The 18,183-nt window shown below is 50.4% G+C and carries 15 protein-coding genes; 4 read left to right on the top strand and 11 right to left on the bottom strand.

Annotation, left to right across the window (positions count from 1 at the left end):
- Window positions 1-52 precede the first annotated feature (52 nt).
- The 8 genes from nqrF to H8S52_RS09505 form a co-directional block, all read right to left on the bottom strand.
- Window positions 53-1,327, bottom strand: coding sequence for an NADH:ubiquinone reductase (Na(+)-transporting) subunit F (gene nqrF / locus H8S52_RS09540; RefSeq protein WP_034536317.1), 1,275 nt, complete (start codon window positions 1,325-1,327; stop codon window positions 53-55).
- Window positions 1,328-1,344: 17 nt separating this feature from the next.
- Entirely contained in the window at window positions 1,345-1,971 is a 627-nt protein-coding gene (gene nqrE / locus H8S52_RS09535; protein ID WP_005653585.1) for an NADH:ubiquinone reductase (Na(+)-transporting) subunit E, read from the bottom strand.
- A gap of 94 nt (window positions 1,972-2,065) precedes the next feature.
- On the bottom strand, window positions 2,066-2,701 hold the full coding sequence (locus H8S52_RS09530) for an NADH:ubiquinone reductase (Na(+)-transporting) subunit D (protein WP_004294324.1): 636 nt from the start codon (window positions 2,699-2,701) through the stop codon (window positions 2,066-2,068).
- A 4-nt stretch (window positions 2,702-2,705) separates the two neighbouring features.
- Window positions 2,706-3,395 (bottom strand): Na(+)-translocating NADH-quinone reductase subunit C, encoded by a 690-nt coding sequence (locus tag H8S52_RS09525; RefSeq protein WP_016662928.1) that lies wholly within the window; start codon window positions 3,393-3,395, stop codon window positions 2,706-2,708.
- 16 nt (window positions 3,396-3,411) lie between these two features.
- Entirely contained in the window at window positions 3,412-4,584 is a 1,173-nt protein-coding gene (locus tag H8S52_RS09520; protein WP_005653578.1) for an NADH:ubiquinone reductase (Na(+)-transporting) subunit B, read from the bottom strand.
- A 122-nt stretch (window positions 4,585-4,706) separates the two neighbouring features.
- A complete protein-coding gene (locus tag H8S52_RS09515) occupies window positions 4,707-6,056 on the bottom strand; it encodes a Na(+)-translocating NADH-quinone reductase subunit A (protein ID WP_016662929.1) in 1,350 nt (449 codons plus the stop codon).
- Window positions 6,057-6,320: 264 nt separating this feature from the next.
- The gene (locus tag H8S52_RS09510) at window positions 6,321-7,718 is read right to left on the bottom strand and encodes a C1 family peptidase (RefSeq protein WP_186909699.1); all 1,398 of its coding nucleotides are present in this window, start codon (window positions 7,716-7,718) and stop codon (window positions 6,321-6,323) included.
- 149 nt (window positions 7,719-7,867) lie between these two features.
- The gene (locus H8S52_RS09505; protein ID WP_155895308.1) at window positions 7,868-8,044 is read right to left on the bottom strand and encodes a hypothetical protein; all 177 of its coding nucleotides are present in this window, start codon (window positions 8,042-8,044) and stop codon (window positions 7,868-7,870) included.
- An 11-nt stretch (window positions 8,045-8,055) separates the two neighbouring features.
- Between H8S52_RS09505 and H8S52_RS09500 the strand changes: the two genes are divergently transcribed.
- From H8S52_RS09500 to H8S52_RS09490, 3 genes are all read left to right on the top strand, one after another.
- Window positions 8,056-9,258 carry a BamA/TamA family outer membrane protein gene (locus H8S52_RS09500; protein ID WP_186909698.1) on the top strand — a complete coding sequence of 401 codons (1,203 nt, stop codon included), beginning with the start codon at window positions 8,056-8,058 and terminating at the stop codon, window positions 9,256-9,258.
- Between the two features lie 188 nt (window positions 9,259-9,446).
- Entirely contained in the window at window positions 9,447-10,637 is a 1,191-nt protein-coding gene (locus H8S52_RS09495; RefSeq protein WP_186909697.1) for a glycosyltransferase family 2 protein, read from the top strand.
- A 12-nt stretch (window positions 10,638-10,649) separates the two neighbouring features.
- The gene (locus tag H8S52_RS09490; protein WP_186909696.1) at window positions 10,650-13,367 is read left to right on the top strand and encodes an ATP-binding protein; all 2,718 of its coding nucleotides are present in this window, start codon (window positions 10,650-10,652) and stop codon (window positions 13,365-13,367) included.
- A 24-nt stretch (window positions 13,368-13,391) separates the two neighbouring features.
- On the opposite strand, the gene H8S52_RS09485 is transcribed toward H8S52_RS09490, so the two are convergent.
- The 3 genes from H8S52_RS09485 to H8S52_RS09475 form a co-directional block, all read right to left on the bottom strand.
- On the bottom strand, window positions 13,392-15,167 hold the full coding sequence (locus tag H8S52_RS09485; RefSeq protein ID WP_117984778.1) for an oxaloacetate decarboxylase: 1,776 nt from the start codon (window positions 15,165-15,167) through the stop codon (window positions 13,392-13,394).
- Between the two features lie 399 nt (window positions 15,168-15,566).
- Complete coding sequence (locus H8S52_RS09480; RefSeq protein WP_016662935.1) at window positions 15,567-16,070, bottom strand: RNA polymerase sigma factor; 504 nt, start codon at window positions 16,068-16,070, stop codon at window positions 15,567-15,569.
- 294 nt (window positions 16,071-16,364) lie between these two features.
- Window positions 16,365-17,000: a trimeric intracellular cation channel family protein gene (locus tag H8S52_RS09475; RefSeq protein WP_005653552.1), complete on the bottom strand. Its 636-nt coding sequence runs from the start codon at window positions 16,998-17,000 to the stop codon at window positions 16,365-16,367.
- 80 nt (window positions 17,001-17,080) lie between these two features.
- Between H8S52_RS09475 and H8S52_RS09470 the strand changes: the two genes are divergently transcribed.
- The gene (locus tag H8S52_RS09470) at window positions 17,081-18,175 is read left to right on the top strand and encodes a UDP-N-acetyl glucosamine 2-epimerase (RefSeq protein WP_005653550.1); all 1,095 of its coding nucleotides are present in this window, start codon (window positions 17,081-17,083) and stop codon (window positions 18,173-18,175) included.
- The last annotated feature ends 8 nt before the right edge of the window (window positions 18,176-18,183 follow it).

Raw genomic sequence — 18,183 nt, 5'->3', positions numbered from 1 at the left:
CCGGAGTTTCTTCACTATTTTACTATTATGTGTCTTTGACAACACCGTTTCCTTATCCGCCGAAGTTGTCGAACATCAGGTTCTGAGCCGGAACGCCGAGGTCGTCGAGCATCTTCTCAACGGCTTTGGACATCGGGCCGGGACCGCACATGTAGTATTCGATGTCTTCGGGAGCTTCGTGGTCTTTCAGGTAAGTCTCGTAGATTACGTTGTGTACGAAGCCCGGAGTATACTTCACGCCTGCTGCATCGGCTGCCGGGTCGGGACGGTCCAGTGCAAGGTGGAACTTGAAGTTGGGGAAATCCTTTTCTATCTGCAGGAAGTCTTCCAGGTAGAACACTTCGTTGAGGGCACGCGCGCCGTAGAAGTAGTTCATCACACGGTCGGTTGTGTGCAGCGTCTTCGTGAGGTGCATAATCTGAGCACGCAACGGAGCCATACCTGCACCACCGCCAATCCACATCATCTCCTTCTTGGAATCGAAAATCGGGTGGAAATCTCCGTAAGGGCCGCTCATCGTTACCTTGTCACCCGGTTTCAAGGTGAAGATGTAAGAGGAAGCGATACCCGGCATCACATCCATGAAGCCCGGACCCTGGTCTTTCGGCTTGAAAGGCGGAGTGGCGATACGTACCGTCAGCATGATGCGGTCGCCCTCTGCAGGATAGTTAGCCATGGAGTAGGCACGGATGGTTTCTTCGTCGTTGCGGCATTTCAGGCCGAGCAGACCGAATTTCTCCCATGCAGGCAGATATTCCTCGCCGATAAGAGACTTGTCGATGTCCTTGTCGTAATCCATGGAGAATTTAGGAATCTTAATCTGCGCATAAGAACCGGGGATGAAGTCCATGTGCTCGCCCTTGGGCAATGCCACGATAAACTCTTTGATAAACGTAGCCACGTTCTTGTTGGAGATAACCTCGCACTCCCACTCTTTAACGCCGAGTACGGACTCGTCGATTTTGATGCCCATGTCGCCCTTCACCTTCACCTGGCAGCCCAGACGCCAGTGGTCCTGAACCTGCTTACGGCTGAAGTGAGGTATTTCGGAAGGCAGAATCTCGCCGCCGCCCTCTACAACCTGGCATTTGCACTGTCCGCAAGAGCCCTTGCCACCGCAAGCAGAGGAAAGGAAGATGCCGTTGACAGACAGCGTATTCAGCAGCGTCGAACCGGAAGCGACTTCCAGTTCCTTTTCGCCGTTGATAGTCAATTTCACATTACCGGATGGAACCAAGAAATTCTTGGCTACCAACAGAATAACCACAAGCAGCAGAACAACCACGAGGAATACTCCAATGCTTGCTAATATCAAATTCATATCCATTGTCTTATTCCTTTCTTTTAGATGTTCAAACCAGAGAAACACATGAATGCCATTGCCATCAGACCTACCGTGATGAAGGTAATGCCCAGGCCTTTCAGCGGAGCAGGTACATCAGAGTAAGCCATCTTCTCGCGGATGGCAGCCAGACCCACGATGGCCAGCAACCAGCCGATACCCGAACCCAGTGCATAGGAAACGGCATCGGCAACGCCACCGATAAATTTAGGATCGCTCTCGCCCACGTTGATGCGCTGCTGCATGAAGAGTGACGCACCCATAATGGCACAGTTCACGGCAATCAGCGGCAGGAAGATACCCAGTGAAGCGTAGAGCGAAGGGCTGAAACGTTCCACAATCATCTCCACCAACTGCACGATAGCGGCAATCACGGCAATGAAAAGAATAAAGCTCAGGAAGCTGAGGTCGACGCCTTCAATGATGGCATCGGGACCCAGTACTTTCGTTTGCAACAAGTAGTTGACCGGCAGCGTCACCACCAACACGAAAGTTACGGCGATACCCAGTCCTACGGCAGTCTTTACATTCTTTGATACGGCCAGATAAGAGCACATACCGAGGAAGAATGCAAATATCATATTGTCCACAAAAATGGAGCGGACGAATAAACTTAATAAATGTTCCATAATTCTTTTAATTAAGAACTAAGAATTAAGAATCAAGAATCTCCATACAGTGACGGCACAATCTTCATTCGTCATTCCTCATTCTTCATTTATATTACTTTTCCTGCAATTCTTTATGGCGTGCGCGTTGATACCAGATAATGCAGGCACAGAGAATCAGTGCCATGGGCGGCATCAGCATCAAGCCGTTGTTTACATAACCGATCTTCTGCAAAGGTTCGTAGTTCAGGATGTTGAAACCGAGCAACGTACCCGAACCCAGCAATTCGCGGAAGAAAGCCACGATAACCAGAATCTTGGCATATCCCAAACCGTTGCCCACACCGTCGAGGAAAGACTCCCACGGACCGTTCTGCATGGCAAATGCTTCCAGACGTCCCATAAGGATACAGTTTGTGATAATCAGACCTACATATACGGAAAGCTGTACGCTTACATCGTAAGCAAAAGCTTTCAGAATCTCACTTACAATCGTTACCAATGCGGCAACTACCACCAACTGGACGATGATACGGATACGGTTGGGGATGGTCTTGCGCAACAATGAAATCACTACATTGGAGAATGCCGTAATCACCGTTACGGAAAGCCCCATCACGATAGCCGGTTCCAGCTTGGCGGTAACGGCCAAGGCAGAACAGATACCCAGCACCTGTACGGTAACGGGGTTGTTCAGTCCAAGCGGAGTAGAGAATACTTCTTTATTCTTTTTTGAAAACAATGCTCCCATATTCTTATTTCTCCTCATTATTATTGGTTAAAAAGTTCTTGTAGCTGTTCAGACAGGTTTTCAGCATGGCATCCACACCCACAGAGGTGATAGTACCGCCTGAGATGCCGTCTACCTGATAGTCCGGTTTCTCTACTTTTCCGTTCTTCACAACGCCGAGGGCAATTTCACCGTTCTCCAGTGTCTTCTTGCCCGGAAATTCTCCCTGGAACTGAGGGGTTGCGATTTCCGCACCCAGACCCGGGGTTTCGCTGGCATGAGAGAAGTAAACGCCGTAAACGGTATCCTTGTCGCTGTTCAGGGCCACATACCCCCAGATAGCGCCCCAAAGACCTGCACCGTAAACGGGGAATACATATTTCGTCTCTCCGTCCACTTCGGCCACAAACACGTGCAGACGGTGATTTTCCTTTGCTTCTTTCTCGTAAGCGGTGGCAAATGCGCCGGTGTTCTCGGTCAGCGTACCGTCCTCGTTCATCAGCATATCGCCCTTGATGTACTTATTATATTCTGCATCGGCATCCTCTACATTCTTGATGTTGAGGGCGGCAAGAATCTGCTTCTTCGTATCCAGCTCCACGTTCTTGTTCTGAGTGGCACGCAGAGAAGAACTTACGAATGCCAGCAGGAATGCAACGATAACAACCATTACCGAAGCATAAATGATAGTATAACTGTTACTATTGGTATTCATTTCTTTTTCCGGTATTTTAATTGTTAGACTTAGCGGTTGCACGTTTCTCGCGGCGGCTGATGTTGCCCTGTACCACACAGTAGTCAATCAGCGGAGCGAAGATATTCATCAGCAGGATGGCAAGCATCATGCCTTCGGGATAACCGGGGTTCAGCACGCGGATGATGATAGCCATTGCGCCGATAAGGAATCCGAAGATGTACTTACCTGTTTCCGTACGGGCAGAAGTTACGGGGTCGGTAGCCATGAATACGGCGCCGAAGCAGAAACCGCCCAGCACGAGATGTTCGTACCACGGCATGTTGGCCATTGCAGTGTCCGGACCGATGGTGTTGAACACCCAGCCCATGAATGCACCGCCCACGAACACGGAGAACATCGTTTTCCAGCTCGCGATGCCCGTCCACAGCAGCAGGATGGCGCCGAGGGCGATGGCTATGACGCTGGTTTCACCGATGGAGCCCGGAATAAGGCCGGTCACCATGTCCCACGAGAACTCCGGATAAGCGCCCGCAGTAGCGGCTGCTCCCAGCGGAGTGGCAACGGTGAGCCCGTCTACCGTCTGTCCCAAACCGAAAATGCTGTCGCCTGATACCCAAACGGCATCACCGGACATCTTCGTAGGATAGGCGAAGAACAGGAAGGCACGCGTAATCAGGGCAACGTTGAACACGTTCATACCCGTACCGCCGAATACTTCCTTGGCAAAGATTACGGAGAATGCAGTGGCCACCGCCAGAATCCACAACGGACAGTCTACCGGCACAATCATCGGAATCAAGATACCCGAAACCAGGAAACCTTCCTGAATTTCTTCCTTCTTCCACTGGGCCACAACAAACTCGATGCCCAGACCCACTACATAAGATACAATGATTTTAGGCAATACAGCCAGGAAACCGTAAGCGAACATTTCCCAGAAACCGCCGGCAGCACCGGTGGCGTGGAAATGCTGGTAACCTACGTTATACATACCGAACAGCAGCGCCGGCATCAACGCAATAACCACCATCGACATGATGCGTTTGCTGTCGATAGAGTCGTGAATATGCGTTCCCGATTTCGCAGTGGTGTTGGGCACGAACAGGAATGTCTCGAAGCCGTCGAACACCGAACGAAATGCGTGGAATTTGCCGCCCTCTTCAAAGTTCGGCTTTATCTTGTCGAGATAATTTCTTAACGCTTTCATTTATTAAATTGATAATTGAGAATTGAAAATTGAGAAATAGGCTGCGCTGTATACACTTGGCAGGTTATATCGCAATGTTTCAACCGTCATTTTTTAATTTTTAATTCTTAATTCTTAATTTCCTAAGCCATTTCGGCACGGAGCATGTCGAGACCGGCACGAACGATACGCTGGACTTCCACTTTGGAAGAGCATACGAATTCGCAGAGCGCAAAGTCTTCGGGAGCTACTTCGTAGATGCCCAGAGCTTCCATGCGGTCGATGTCTCCCGCGATGATGGCTTTCAGCAGATATTCGGGGTAGATGTCCATGGGGAACACGCGGTCGTATTCGTTGGACATAATCATATGGCGTTCGCCACCCTTGATACGGGCGTCGATTACATATTCTTTCTTACCCATCAGCCAACTGAAATAAGAGCGGTTGACACTGAACTGATTGAAACGCGGCATAATCCAACCCAGCATTTCGTGGATTTCATCTCCTTCGGGGATTACGGAGAGCTGGCTGTCGAAAGCGCCGAGGAAACCGTTGGGGGCAACTTTCTTACCCGTCAGCACATTACCGCTGATGTAGCGCAGGTCTTTGTCGGTGGTTACATTGCCTTTGAAAACGTTGGTGAGCAATGCGCCTACACGCAACTTGCAGTATGCGGGTTTCAGCACTTCACTGCCTGTTACGGCTACGGTGCGGGTGAGGTCTACGCGACCGGTGTTCATCAAACGACCGATAAAGATTACGGCTTCCGCGCCGATGGTCCATACCGTCTCGCCTTTCACTATGGGAGAGATGTGGTTGATTTGTACACCTACGTTACCTGCCGGATTAGGCCCGTCGAATGCGGTAAGGGTAACGTTCTTTGCCTGCACAAGTGCGGCTGCTTTTTGTTTTACACTGATACTCAGATAGGTTTTTGCCATGCGGGACAAAGCGTCAAGTCCTGTCTGGAAGTTTGCTTCCTCGCCCTTCAGGACGAACTCGAAGTCGGGAGCCAGCGGGTTGCTGTCGAAAGCGGAGATAAAGATTGCTTTCGGCGTCACCGTCGGGTCGGCGATTACGTCGTACGGACGTTGGCGGATAAAGGCGAACATACCGGCTTGCAGCAATGCGTCCTTCACTTCCTGTGCGCTCATCTTGGACGGGTCCATCTTGCCGAACTCCTCGTAGTCCTGCTCGGCGGCAGCCTCTACCACGATGTTCAGCACCTTACGACGTGCACCGCGTTCCACGCTCGTCACTACGCCGCTTACGGGCGAAACAAATTTCAATTCAGGATGATTCTTGTCGATAAACAAGGGTCCCCCGGCCATCACATACTCCTGTTCCTTCACCACCACTTTCGGAGTGATACCCGTAAAATCATCGGGAACCAACGAGTAGAATCCCGGCTCTTTCACAGACATAAACTCTTCGGCAGCTTTGCCTTTCAGGTTGATGTCAAGGCCTTTGCGTAACTTAATTACATTTGCCATGCGTTTATATAAAATAATGGTTTCATTAATTTGCCCGCAAAAGTAGCAAAAAAGAATGTGAATAAAGAGCAAAAAAGAAAGGAATTACGGAGAAATTTCCGTAATTCCTTTCGTTAACGAACACGAGGAGAGGGATTAGCGGTTAGTGATTAGCGATTAGCGATGAACGGTTGGGAATGGATATCCTGCAGAGTTATAGCGCAGCCTACTAATCACTAATCACTAATCACTAATCACTAACCACTAATCGCTAACCACTAACCGCTAATCGTTTGCAAACATCGGGTCCCATGCCGGCAGGCGGACAGGCTTTTGTTTGAAGAGTTCCATTATCTTGGCAGGGACGTATTTGGTTTCCACTACCAGGCGGAACATGTATTCGTCGAACCATTCGTCTGTCATGATGAGGTGGCCTTTGTAGCCGCTGTCAGCGCCCCAGCTGTTTTCGACCATCCATTTGACGGGTTTTCCGTCTTTGTCCAGGTCTACCGCCATCAGTGTCATGGCGTGGGAAGAGCCGCTGGAGAAGGTTTGGATGCGTTGTTTCTTGTCCATTCCGAAGGTAGTGCCCATGAGCGATCCATAGTCATAGTTTTTCACATCGAGCAAGCCGCGTTCCGAGTTCAGGAACTTACCTACGTCGCAGGAGAAATACATCATGGTACTGTCTTTCAATGAAGCGATAGCCATTTGCTTGATATCCTCTACGGGCAGGTTTACGTACGTCCAGTTCTTGCCGTCGTAGCGGTGGCGGTCGTAGTCAATCTCATAGCATTTGTAATACTCGCGGCTGGGGTCGTTCATCAGCATCACGTAGTTGGTGAGCAGTTGTTTGTCACCATATTTCTCAAGGAAAGACATCGGGGTATGGTGCTCCGTCTCCACCGGATTGCCTTGGGCATCGGTACGCACATAGTCGAATTCCGTAGGCGGAACACCCAGGTTCAGCACCAGCATGCGATAGACAGTGCCCAACATGGCGGTTTTCTCTTTCTCCAGAGCGGCAGGCTTGGCGCCTTCGGCAGCAAGGTTGCGGAGCTGGAGGGCGTACTCTTTCAGTTTCAAAGAGATGAGATTAGCCATACGGGCGGTATTCTCGCTGCTGTTCGTCTCCGGCATGGCAGATTTGGGCACAAGGCCGTATTTGGAAACGATGTCCGCCACTCCGGTGAATGTGCCGCCGTCGCTCAACGGATGTTTCAGCAGCCATTCCACCGTTTTGTCATCCAGCGGTTTGTCGGCAGTGTCGATGATGCCTTGCAGGAAGAGATTGGATTTCTCCAACTGATCCCAAAAGAAAGGATATATCTCCGAGAACTCGAAAGCCGGGAAGCCATAGCGTGCAAGGGCCTTGGCACGCATTACATTCAGCCCGGTGAACAGCCAACAACGGCCGGAAGACTTCTGGTCGGTGATGCCTTTGGAATCCACCTTGATGGAAAAATGGGTATCCATATCCTGCATATTCTCCTGGTTGAGCGCCAGCTTGCGGATGTCGTTGTTGCCGATGGCATTGCGCAACGCCTTGTCGGAAGGCGTACCTTGATAACTCTGTTGAATCTGACCGAGCATGGCAGGGCTTATCCCGCCCTTGCCGTCCTGCGCCTGCACCGAAAGCAGTGCGGCGCCGAAAACAATTACAGATAAAATACGTTTGTTCATTTCATTATTTGTTATGTATGTTCGATATTAAACAAGATGATAAACAGATACTTTCATTACAAAGCAGACAAAGCATACAGAGTATTCTCTTATGTCATTTTTCAGACAGAAGAACATAAGAACATACAATATACAGATGGCAGTTATGACTATACATTAACAGAATCTGTACTTTTGTTCTTATGTCTAAGAACTTTGCATTCCCCATCTAAAAGCCTTGACAAAGCAAATGTAATGTCTTTTTTGATAATTTTAGTGCCCTCTTTAGATTTATTATCTATTCTATTCAAAACCAATTCAAATAAAATAGTTTTCTTTGCAGCCATATTCGCACGATATGAGAAAATACATACTGAGTATATTTACTCTGATACTGATACTGACGACTGTTTCAGCACAAGAGCAGACCGTTACAGCTACCAACGACACCACTCCCGCACTGACCAAAAAGGAATTGCGCAAACAAAGGGTAGCCCGCAGAAATTTCCACTATAATATATTGGGCGGCCCCAGCTATACGCCCGATTTCGGCGCACTGATAGGCGGAAGCGCGCTGATGACTTTCCGTATGAATCCAAGCGACACCACACAGTTGCGTTCGGTGCTGCCCATGTCCATAGCCTATATGTTCAAAGGCGGCGTCAACCTGATGGTAAAGCCACAGCTTTTCTTTAAAGGCGACCGCTTCCGCATCTTCGGAAAGTTTGTCTACAAGAATACGGAAGACAACTTCTACGGCATCGGTTACGGCACGAACAAAGATTACGTTCGAAGCGACAGTACCAGCAAATACCGTTACAGCGGCATACAAATCAACCCGTGGTTCCTGTTCCGCCTGGGAGAAAGCAACGTCTTTGCCGGTCCGCAGGTAGACATCAACTACGACAAGATAACCGACCCTGCCAAGCATCTCATCGAAGAGCCCGACTACGTGGCAGCCGGCGGTACGGCCAACGGCTACAAGAACTTCAACGCCGGTCTCGGCTTCCTCCTCACCTACGACAGCCGCGACATTCCCGCCAACGCCTACAAGGGTGTATACTTGGATTTCCGGGGCATGATGTACAGCAAGGCTTTCGGCAGCGACAACAACTTCTACCGTCTGGAACTGGACTACCGCCAGTACAAGTCCGTAGGCCACCGCAAGGTATTCGCCTGGACCGCGCAAAGCAAGAACGTATTCGGCAACGTCCCCCTCACCCAATATTCCCTGACCGGAACCCCTTTCGACCTGCGCGGCTACTACATGGGGCAGTATCGCGACAAATCCTCGCACGTCGTCATGGCCGAATACCGCCAGATGATAAACACCGACCGCAGCAACTGGATAAAACGCCTGCTGCATCACATCGGTTTCGTGGCCTGGACCGGATGCGGTTTCATGGGCCCCACCATGGGCAAGATTGAAGGCGTACTGCCCAACTACGGTGTAGGTCTGCGCATCGAAGTCCAACCCCGTATGAACGTGCGTCTGGACTTAGGCAAAAATACCGTAAACGACCAGACGCTGTTCTATTTCAATATGACGGAAGCATTTTAAATAACTGACGGGCAGCCGTTAGCGCCATGCGGCATAATAAGACACTGTCTGCCCGTCAGCAATCATCTACCATTTACCTGCCAATCACTAATAAATTCTTCCTTTTTCTTGCACCGCCAAAAGATTATCCATATTTTTGGGCATTAATCCCCCTGCTCTCGAAATAGAAATATAAGAATCTGATACGGATGAAAATTTGCGAAACTGTCTTTTGGATAAGTTTACTCGTTATATTCTATACATATATAGGTTATGGAATGCTCCTTTATGTCCTGGTCAGACTAAAGGAATGTTTTCGTCAAACACCTCCCCCGCCCCTGCCGGCAGACTGCATGCTTCCCGAACTGACGCTATTCATTACTGCCTATAATGAAGAAGATGTCGTAGACGATAAGATGCGCAACAGCCTTTCCCTGGACTATCCGGCAGACAAGCTGCACATACTCTGGATAACGGACGGCAGCAACGACCGCACCAACGAACGTCTCTCGCACTGGCCGCAAGCCACCGTGCTTTATCAACCCCAAAGAGAGGGAAAGACCGCTGCACTGAACCGCGGCATCCGGTTCGTCACCACCCCGCTTGTGGTATTCACCGATGCCAATACACACCTCAACCGTGAAGCATTGCGCGAGATTGTACGCGCATTCGCCAATCTCAAAGTAGGCTGTGTGGCCGGAGAGAAGCGCATCGCCTTACAGGACAAAGACAACGCTGCATCCGGCGGCGAAGGCCTTTACTGGAAATACGAGTCCGCCCTCAAGCAACTGGACTCCCGCCTCTACTCTGCCGTAGGGGCAGCCGGAGAGTTGTTTGCCATCCGTCGCGAGCTGTACGAGGAGATGCCCGCCGACACACTGCTGGACGACTTCACCCTCTCCCTGCGCATTGTGATGCGCGGATATACCATCGCTTATTGCGCCGATGCCTATGCCGTAGAAAACGGTTCGGCAGACATGCACGAAGAAGAAAAACGCAAAGTGCGTATCGCTGCCGGCGGCTTGCAGTCCGTCTGGCGTCTGCGTACATTGCTCAATCCGCTGCGCTACGGTATGTTTTCTTTTCAATACATATCCCACCGCGTACTGAGATGGTCGCTTGCACCCGTACTGTTGTTCCTGCTGTTCCCCCTCAATACGATTCTCATTTTTACGTCAAACACCCCTCTGCTCTATGCCGTCATTTGGCTGCTGCAAGCACTGTTCTACTTCATGGCGAGTTGGGGGCATTACCTGTCAGCAAAACATATCAAGAATAAAATACTCTTTGTTCCTTATTATTTTCTTTTCATGAACATCAATGTTGTCCGCGGTTTCAACTACCTGCGCAAACGGCGGGGGCAGGCCGGCGGCACATGGGAAAAAGCACGGAGGGCATAAAACAAGAGAACTATGAAAAACATCCTGAAAAACGCGGAGAATGCCGAAAAGCTGCTGGAGCTGACATCGGACACCATGATTTTATTGGACAGAAACGGCATCTGCGTGGACATTGCAGTACATAACGCAGACTTGTGGTTTTTGAAAGAAAATCAGTTACTGGACAGGAACATACTCCAACTGCTACCGTCTGTTACCTACCGGCAGGTTTACCCCGAATTCAAGAAAGTACTTGCGTACAAGGAAGTTTCCGCCCGGAACTACGAACTGACTATCGGCAGCGAGACCTACTTCTTTAAATGTATCATGCGCCCCTACGAAGATATGGTGCTCTGCCAATACCGCGACATCACCGAACGCAGCCAGCGCAAACGGGAACTGGAAAAAAGAAACCACGAACTCAACGAAATACAGAAAGCCGCCCTTATCGGAAGATGGAAATACAATTCCGGCAGGCAATGCTTCTACTACACCGGACACTCCCGTGTAATGTGTACTGAAGAGGAACAGGAAATTCCGGTCCAGGACTACATTATGTACATCCTGCCCGAGGATAGGGAAATATTCGGCAAATGGCTGGTACAGAACCTTCAAGGCAATACGGAAAACAGCATAGACTACCGCATCCGTTTCAAGAAACGGATATTCTATATCCGCCTGAAAACCTTCTCGCACGAAATACTCCCCGACGGAACCGGCATTCTGGAAGGCTACATACAGAACATCACCGACATCCAGCAACGGCGCAATGACATCACCCTGCTGACACACGCCATCAATAACTCCACCGAAGATATATTTGCCGCCCGTGAGGACGGTACGCTCGTCTTTGCCAACCGCCGTTTCCGGGAGCATCACAACATCAGCATGACGGACGACGTCAGCACACTGAACATCTACCGGATAAACACAAATGCACAGGACGAGAATTCCTGGCAAGGACTGATCAAGTCACTCAGCAAGGGAGAAAAGCGCAACGGCTTCATCCTCTACCACCCTCTGCCCGAACACCCCGAAGTGCTGGCTATGGAAGGAAGTGCCTATTGGGTGACAAGCGACAAAGGCGAGGCCATCCTGTGGGGATTCAGCCGGGACATCACCCAACGCATCAGGAACGAGCAGCAAATCAAACGGTTCAGCCAGATTCTGGACAAGACCATCGAAAACCTTCCTGCCGGTATCGTTGTCAAGGACATCCAAAGCGGCTTTAAATACCTATACCGCAACCGCGAATCGTACAACCGCAACATTCCCCTTAAAGAGGCATTGGGTAAAGACGATTTCGACTTCTATCCCCTCGAGCTGGCACAAGAGAAGAGAAAGCAGGATGTTGAAATAGCCCGGACCGGAATCGAGAAGCACTGGATTACCGAAGAGCACGACCAGAACGGTAAATCCATCTTTCTGGACAAACGGAAGATGCGTATTGAAAGCAGCGACTTCCCACCTATCTTATTAAGTATCGAATGGGACATCACCGAAATGGAACGGATGAAACGGGAACTGCTCGTAGCCAAAGAGAAAGCGGAGACTTCCGACCAGTTGAAATCGGCTTTCCTTGCCAATATGAGCCACGAGATACGTACCCCGCTCAACGCCATCGTAGGCTTTTCCAGAATCATTGCCGAGAGCACCGATGCCGAGGAGCGGCAAGACTACTACGACATCGTGGAAGCCAACAACGAAAGGCTTCTGCAACTGATAAACGAAATCCTGGACCTCTCCAAGATTGAAGCGGGCATGGTAGAATTCACCATCACCCCGGTACGCCTGCACCCGCTCTGCAAGGAAATACACGATGCACTGAAATTCCGCTGCCCCGAGGGTGTGGAGCTTGTTTACGAGGCCTCGGACGAGGAGATTGTCGTTGAAGGCGACAAGAACCGCATCTTCCAGGTAATATCGAACCTTATCGGAAATGCCTTCAAATTTACCACAAGCGGCAGCGTCGGCTACGGATACCGCCGCAAAGGAAACGGAATAGAATTTCATGTCAGCGACACCGGCATCGGCATCGAAACCGACAAACTGGCAAGGGTCTTTGAACGCTTTGTAAAGGTGAATAACTTTGCGCAAGGCACGGGACTGGGCTTGTCTATCTGCAAAACCATTATCGAACGACTGGGCGGAACCATCTCCGTCAGTTCGGAAGTGGGAAAAGGAACGACCTTTACCTTTACCCTGCCCCTGGCAGAAGGCAAAAGAGAAACGGCGGAAGAACAGAACCCTCTATCCGAAGCCGGTTTCAACACTCCCGGCAATGCAGAAACAAGAAACAATACTTGCGGCCCTGATGAAGAAACGCACGAACACCAAGCGACACAAACATCCGGAGCGTCCCGGGACACCCGGAAGCCCACTATCCTGATAGCCGAAGATACGGACAGCAACTACGTCCTTGTCAAAGCAATATTAGGAAAGTCGTACCATCTGGAACGCGCCAAGGACGGCATGGAAGCCGTAACCATGTTCGAGGAGCTGCATCCGGATTTAATTCTGATGGATATGAAAATGCCCAACCTCAGCGGACTGGACGCAACGAAAATCATTCGCGAGCTTTCGCCCGGGATACCCGTCATAGCCCTCACCGCCTATGCCTACGAGCATGACAGACAGGCGGCTCTCGATGCAGGATGCAATGATTTCCTGACAAAGCCCTATACGCAGGAGATATTGAAAGAACTGATCAATAAATACCTGAAACAAACAGGTGTGTCAAGTCCCGGATAAGCCTTGACACACCTGTATCAATCATTATGCAAAGATATCGCTCCGCTGGATATACGCTATGACGTCTCCCTTATTGACGTTGGCGCCTTGCTGGGCGCATACTTCCACAACACGGCCCGTAAAACCGGTCATTATCTTTTCGTACTCGCCCCACGGTGTAGAGACATAGCAGAATACCTCGTCGTGCTGATACTTACGTCCGATAAACGGCGCGGAAGACGGACCCTCCACGGATACCTCCCAAAGCACCTGCCCTTTGGACGGGGCTATGATAGGATCGGCTTTGGCGCGTTTCAGCTTCTTTATCTCCTCTTCCGAATATCCGCTCTTTGCCATGGAAGCGTCCTTTACACGCTCCAGCTCGTCGCGGAAACGTTTCTTGGCAACGCCCGACTTATAGTCACGGTACTGCCGGTCGTGCATAGCCAACTCGAATAGCTCCTCATCGTCCTCGCCATACTCCCAGCCGTTTTCGTCCATCTCCTTGCGGTATTCGTCCAAAGCATCCGGATAGTTGGACTGCGGGTCTGTGTCGACAAATTCGTAGCCTTTGGATTTGGCAAGCTCTACGATTTCGGGAGCCAGCTTACCCGGCAGGCGTCCGCTCTTGCCCAGAATCATATCCCATGTATGGTTGTCAATCATCGTCCAGCGTTCTTCGCCTTTCACCAGTTGCATCACGTTCATCAGCGCCACGTTCTTGACGTACTGGCTGAACGGAGTCACCAAAGGCGGATAGCCCAGCTTGGGCCATACATATTCCACTTCATCGAAAAGCATTACCAGCAGGTCGTCTATGCTGAGTCCGGGCTGGTTCTTGCTTTTCAGTATCAGGTTGATACCGGAGTGCACACCTTTCAGGTCTGCCATCATGGACCCCATCATACCGCCCGGAAGCCCGCACTTCAGGAGCAGGGACGACATATGCTTGTTGGTGGGGTCCATAAAGTAACCGAGGAAATCGTCTATGAATTCCTGCGTCATGGCACGTGCTTTCATATAGGCTTTCATGTTGATGTCGGGCACCTGGAAGCCTTTGTCGCGCAGCATGGCCTGTACGGAAATAACGTCCGGATGCACCTTTCCCCATGACATGGGCTCCATAGCCACATCTATTATATCGGCGCCGTTCTCGCATACTTCAAGGATGGATGCCATTGAAAGCCCCGGACCGCTATGTCCGTGATACTGTATCAGTACATCGGGATGCTTCTCCTTGATAGCCTTCGTCAGCTCGCCCAGCATACCCGGACGGCCGATGCCTGCCATATCCTTCAAACAGATTTCGGGTGCTCCCGCCTCAATGAGCTGGTCGGCAATGTGTGCATAGTACTCTACCGTATGCACGGGCGAATGGGTGATACAGAGCGTTGCCTGCGGTATCATGCCTGCTTCAAGCGCATAGCGGATAGAGGGGATGATGTTGCGCGTTTCGTTCAGTCCGCAGAAAATACGGGTGATGTCCACACCTTGTGCATGCTTTACCTTATACATCAGGCGGCGCACATCGGCGGGAACGGGATACATACGCAGCGCATTCAGTCCGCGGTCGAGCATGTGGGTCTGTATGCCTGCATCATTAAAGGGTTTGGTAAAGGCACGTACTGCCTTGTTGGGGTTCTCGCCATAGAGAAGGTTCACTTGTTCGAAAGCTCCGCCGTTGGTCTCGACCCGGGCAAAACAGCCCATTTCGATTATCAACGGTGCGATGCGTACCAACTGGTCTACTCGCGGCTGGTATTTACCGGACGACTGCCACATATCTCGGTAAACAAGACTGAATTTGATTTCCTTTTTCATTGTAATAGGTAATTAGCTATTTGTTCACTCGGTTAACTTGATATATACAAATATAAAGGATTATTCTGACATATAGTCAAAATAACCCCATAAATATTCACTTGAAAGATATGTTTTATATCATTTGGTAAATTGGAAAATAAGAAATTGAGGAACAAGGGACGCAACGTTTGACTTGAGACATCCAAAGTGGCACTTTAGAAGTCTAAAGTACTACTTGGCGATTCTAAAGTACTACTTTAGACTGCCCGTATCGCACCCTGTTTTTTGCGGCCTCTTTCTCTCTACACTTTTTCTCTCACCTCACCGCTGTTTTCCTCTTTTTATCCGTCACACAGCCCGCTATGCTCCTCAGAGAAACAGTACCCAAAAACTTACTGGGCAGAAACCGGACAGACACTAAATGAAGTCCTTCAATTCTTCCTGCAGTTTCTGTCTTGTAAAGAAGATGCGGCTTTTTACCGTTCCGAGGGGGAGTCCGAGGCGTTCGGCTATTTCGCGGTATTTGAATCCGGAAACATGCATGGAGAAGGGTACTTTATAATCACGCGGCAATGAGTTGACGATGCGGTGCATTTCTTTCAGGTCGTATGCGCCCTCGGTGCTGGCAAAGCCGGAGTCCTGCGGCATGCTCAGGTGATACTGGTTATCGGTCTGGTCTACAAAAGTCTGTTCACGGACTATCTTCCGGTAGTTATTTATAAAGATGTTACGCATAATGGTATACATCCATCCTTTAAAGTTGGTATCAGGTTCGTATTTATCCTCATTGTCCAAGGCTTTAAGAGAGGTCTCCTGCAACAAATCATTCGCTTCTTCCCGATCGGCCGTTAATTTGTATGCAAAGCGAAGCAGTTCTTCTTGCACGGCAAGTAAATCTTTTCTAAAACTGTAAGTATTCATACTTTGCTAATTTTTTAAAATGGTTAATATTCGTTTCGGTTTAGTGGTTGCAAGTATACGGAAGTTTCCAAGCCCTGAGGGTTGGAATACGGGTATTCTTTGGGGTGAAAACTATCATTTGACAGATTTCACCCCTTATTTTGACAGTTTTCGGGTGAGATAAAGCGGCTGGTTCTCAGCAGGAAGTACAATTTTGACTATAAATGAAGTACAATTTTGGATATAATTTATGACAATATTACCATAAGATAAACTAAATACAGCTATATGAGTGATGAGAGAGAAGGAATAAGGTCACCCCTCTTTCTCCTGCCCTTCCTCATCGTTGCCCGAGAGTATGGGCAGGCAAATCTTATATTTCACGGCCAGAATACGGGTGATGAACACAGATATCCCGCCTATCACCTGACAGCCGTAAGACTGCATGCCGGCAAGCCCGCAAAGCCAATACATCGTACCGCCCACTACGCACGCCATCGCATAAATCTCCTTACGGAATATGAGCGGTATCTCATTGATAAACACATCGCGTATCACACCGCCCGCGGCTCCGGTGATACTGCCCATGATAATGGCCACCCAGAAAGGATAGCCCAGCGCCAGGCTCTTGCCCACGCCCACCACCGTAAACAGCGCCAGACCGATGGTGTCGAATATAAAGAATGTATTGTGCAGATGGATAAGGTGCTTTCCGAAGAAGATAACCCACAGCAATGCCAGTCCGGTACATATCAGATAAATGGGGTCGGTCATCCAGCCGGGAGTCACATCGAGCAGCAGGTCGCGTATCGTACCGCCGCCGATGGCGGTTACGAAACCCACGACGTAAGCGCCGAACCAGTCGAAACGTTTCGCCGAAGCCAGCCGTATGCCGCTGATGGCGAAAGCAAATGTACCGATAAAGTCGAGTATCTGAACAAATGTTGGCATGAGAGCATTTCTTTTTTTTGCAAAGTAACAAATAATTTCCCTAAGAAAGTGTATTTTTGTACCGCCAATTTATATCAGCAATGAAAATAACCATCGTATCGGGCGCACGCCCCAATTTTATGAAAATCGCCCCCCTCTGCCGCGCCATAGACGCAGCCAGAGAGGCAGGTAAAAATATATCCTATCGCATAGTCTACACCGGACCGCAGGACGACACCACCCTGGACGCCTCGCTCTTCTCCGACCTTGCCATGCGCAAGCCCGATGCCTATCTGGGCATCAGCGGACGCGACCACTCCCAGGTGGCAGCCGCCATCATGCTGGCCTTCGAGCGGGAGCTCGACGAACACCCCGCCCAAGTGGTGCTTGTGGTGGACGACATGACCGCCACCATGAGCTGCGCCATCGTAGCCAAGAAGCGCGGACTGAAGGTGGCGCACGTCATAGCCGGCACGCGCTCGTTCGACATGAACATGCCGCGTGAGGTCAACCGCACGATTGTAGACGCCATCTCCGACTATCTCTTCACCGCCGGCATGGTGGCCAACCGTAACCTCAACCAGGAGGGCATGATACCGGAGTATATCCACTACGTAGGCAATATCCTCATCGACACCATCCGCTACAACCGCCACCGCCTTGTACAACCGCTCTGGTTCTCCAGCCTCGGACTGCGCAAGGGCAACTATCTCCTGCTCACCCTGAACCGCCACGACCTGCTGGAAAAGAAAGCCGTACTCGGTTCCCTGATGCAGACAGTGGCCGAAAAAGCGGGCGATATGCCCATCGTAGCCCCTATACACCCGTACGTGGAGCGTGCCGTAAAATCATTGGGACTTGACATGCCCAGCCTGCACATCCTGCCGCCTCAAAGCTACCTGCACTTCGGCTTCCTCATCAACCAGGCCAAAGGTATCGTGACCGACTCCGGCAACATAGCCGAAGAAGCCACCTTCCTCGATGTGCCCTGCATCACGCTCAACACCTATGCCGAGCATCCCGAAACCTGGCGCATCGGAACCAACGAGCTTGTCGGGGAGAACTCCTTTGCCCTCTCCGCCGCCCTCGACCAACTGCTGCACGGCGAATGGAAGCACACCACCCTGCCCGACCGCTGGGACGGACGTACAGCCGAGCGTATTGTACAGACGTTGATAAACGGGGAGAAGCTATAAGACCCGCG

It is taken from the genome of Bacteroides sp. NSJ-48 (genome assembly GCF_014287405.1).
Classification (GTDB): domain Bacteria; phylum Bacteroidota; class Bacteroidia; order Bacteroidales; family Bacteroidaceae; genus Bacteroides; species Bacteroides stercoris.
Note: the sequence above shows the minus strand (reverse complement) of the source record. Positions and strands in the feature narration are given on the sequence as shown.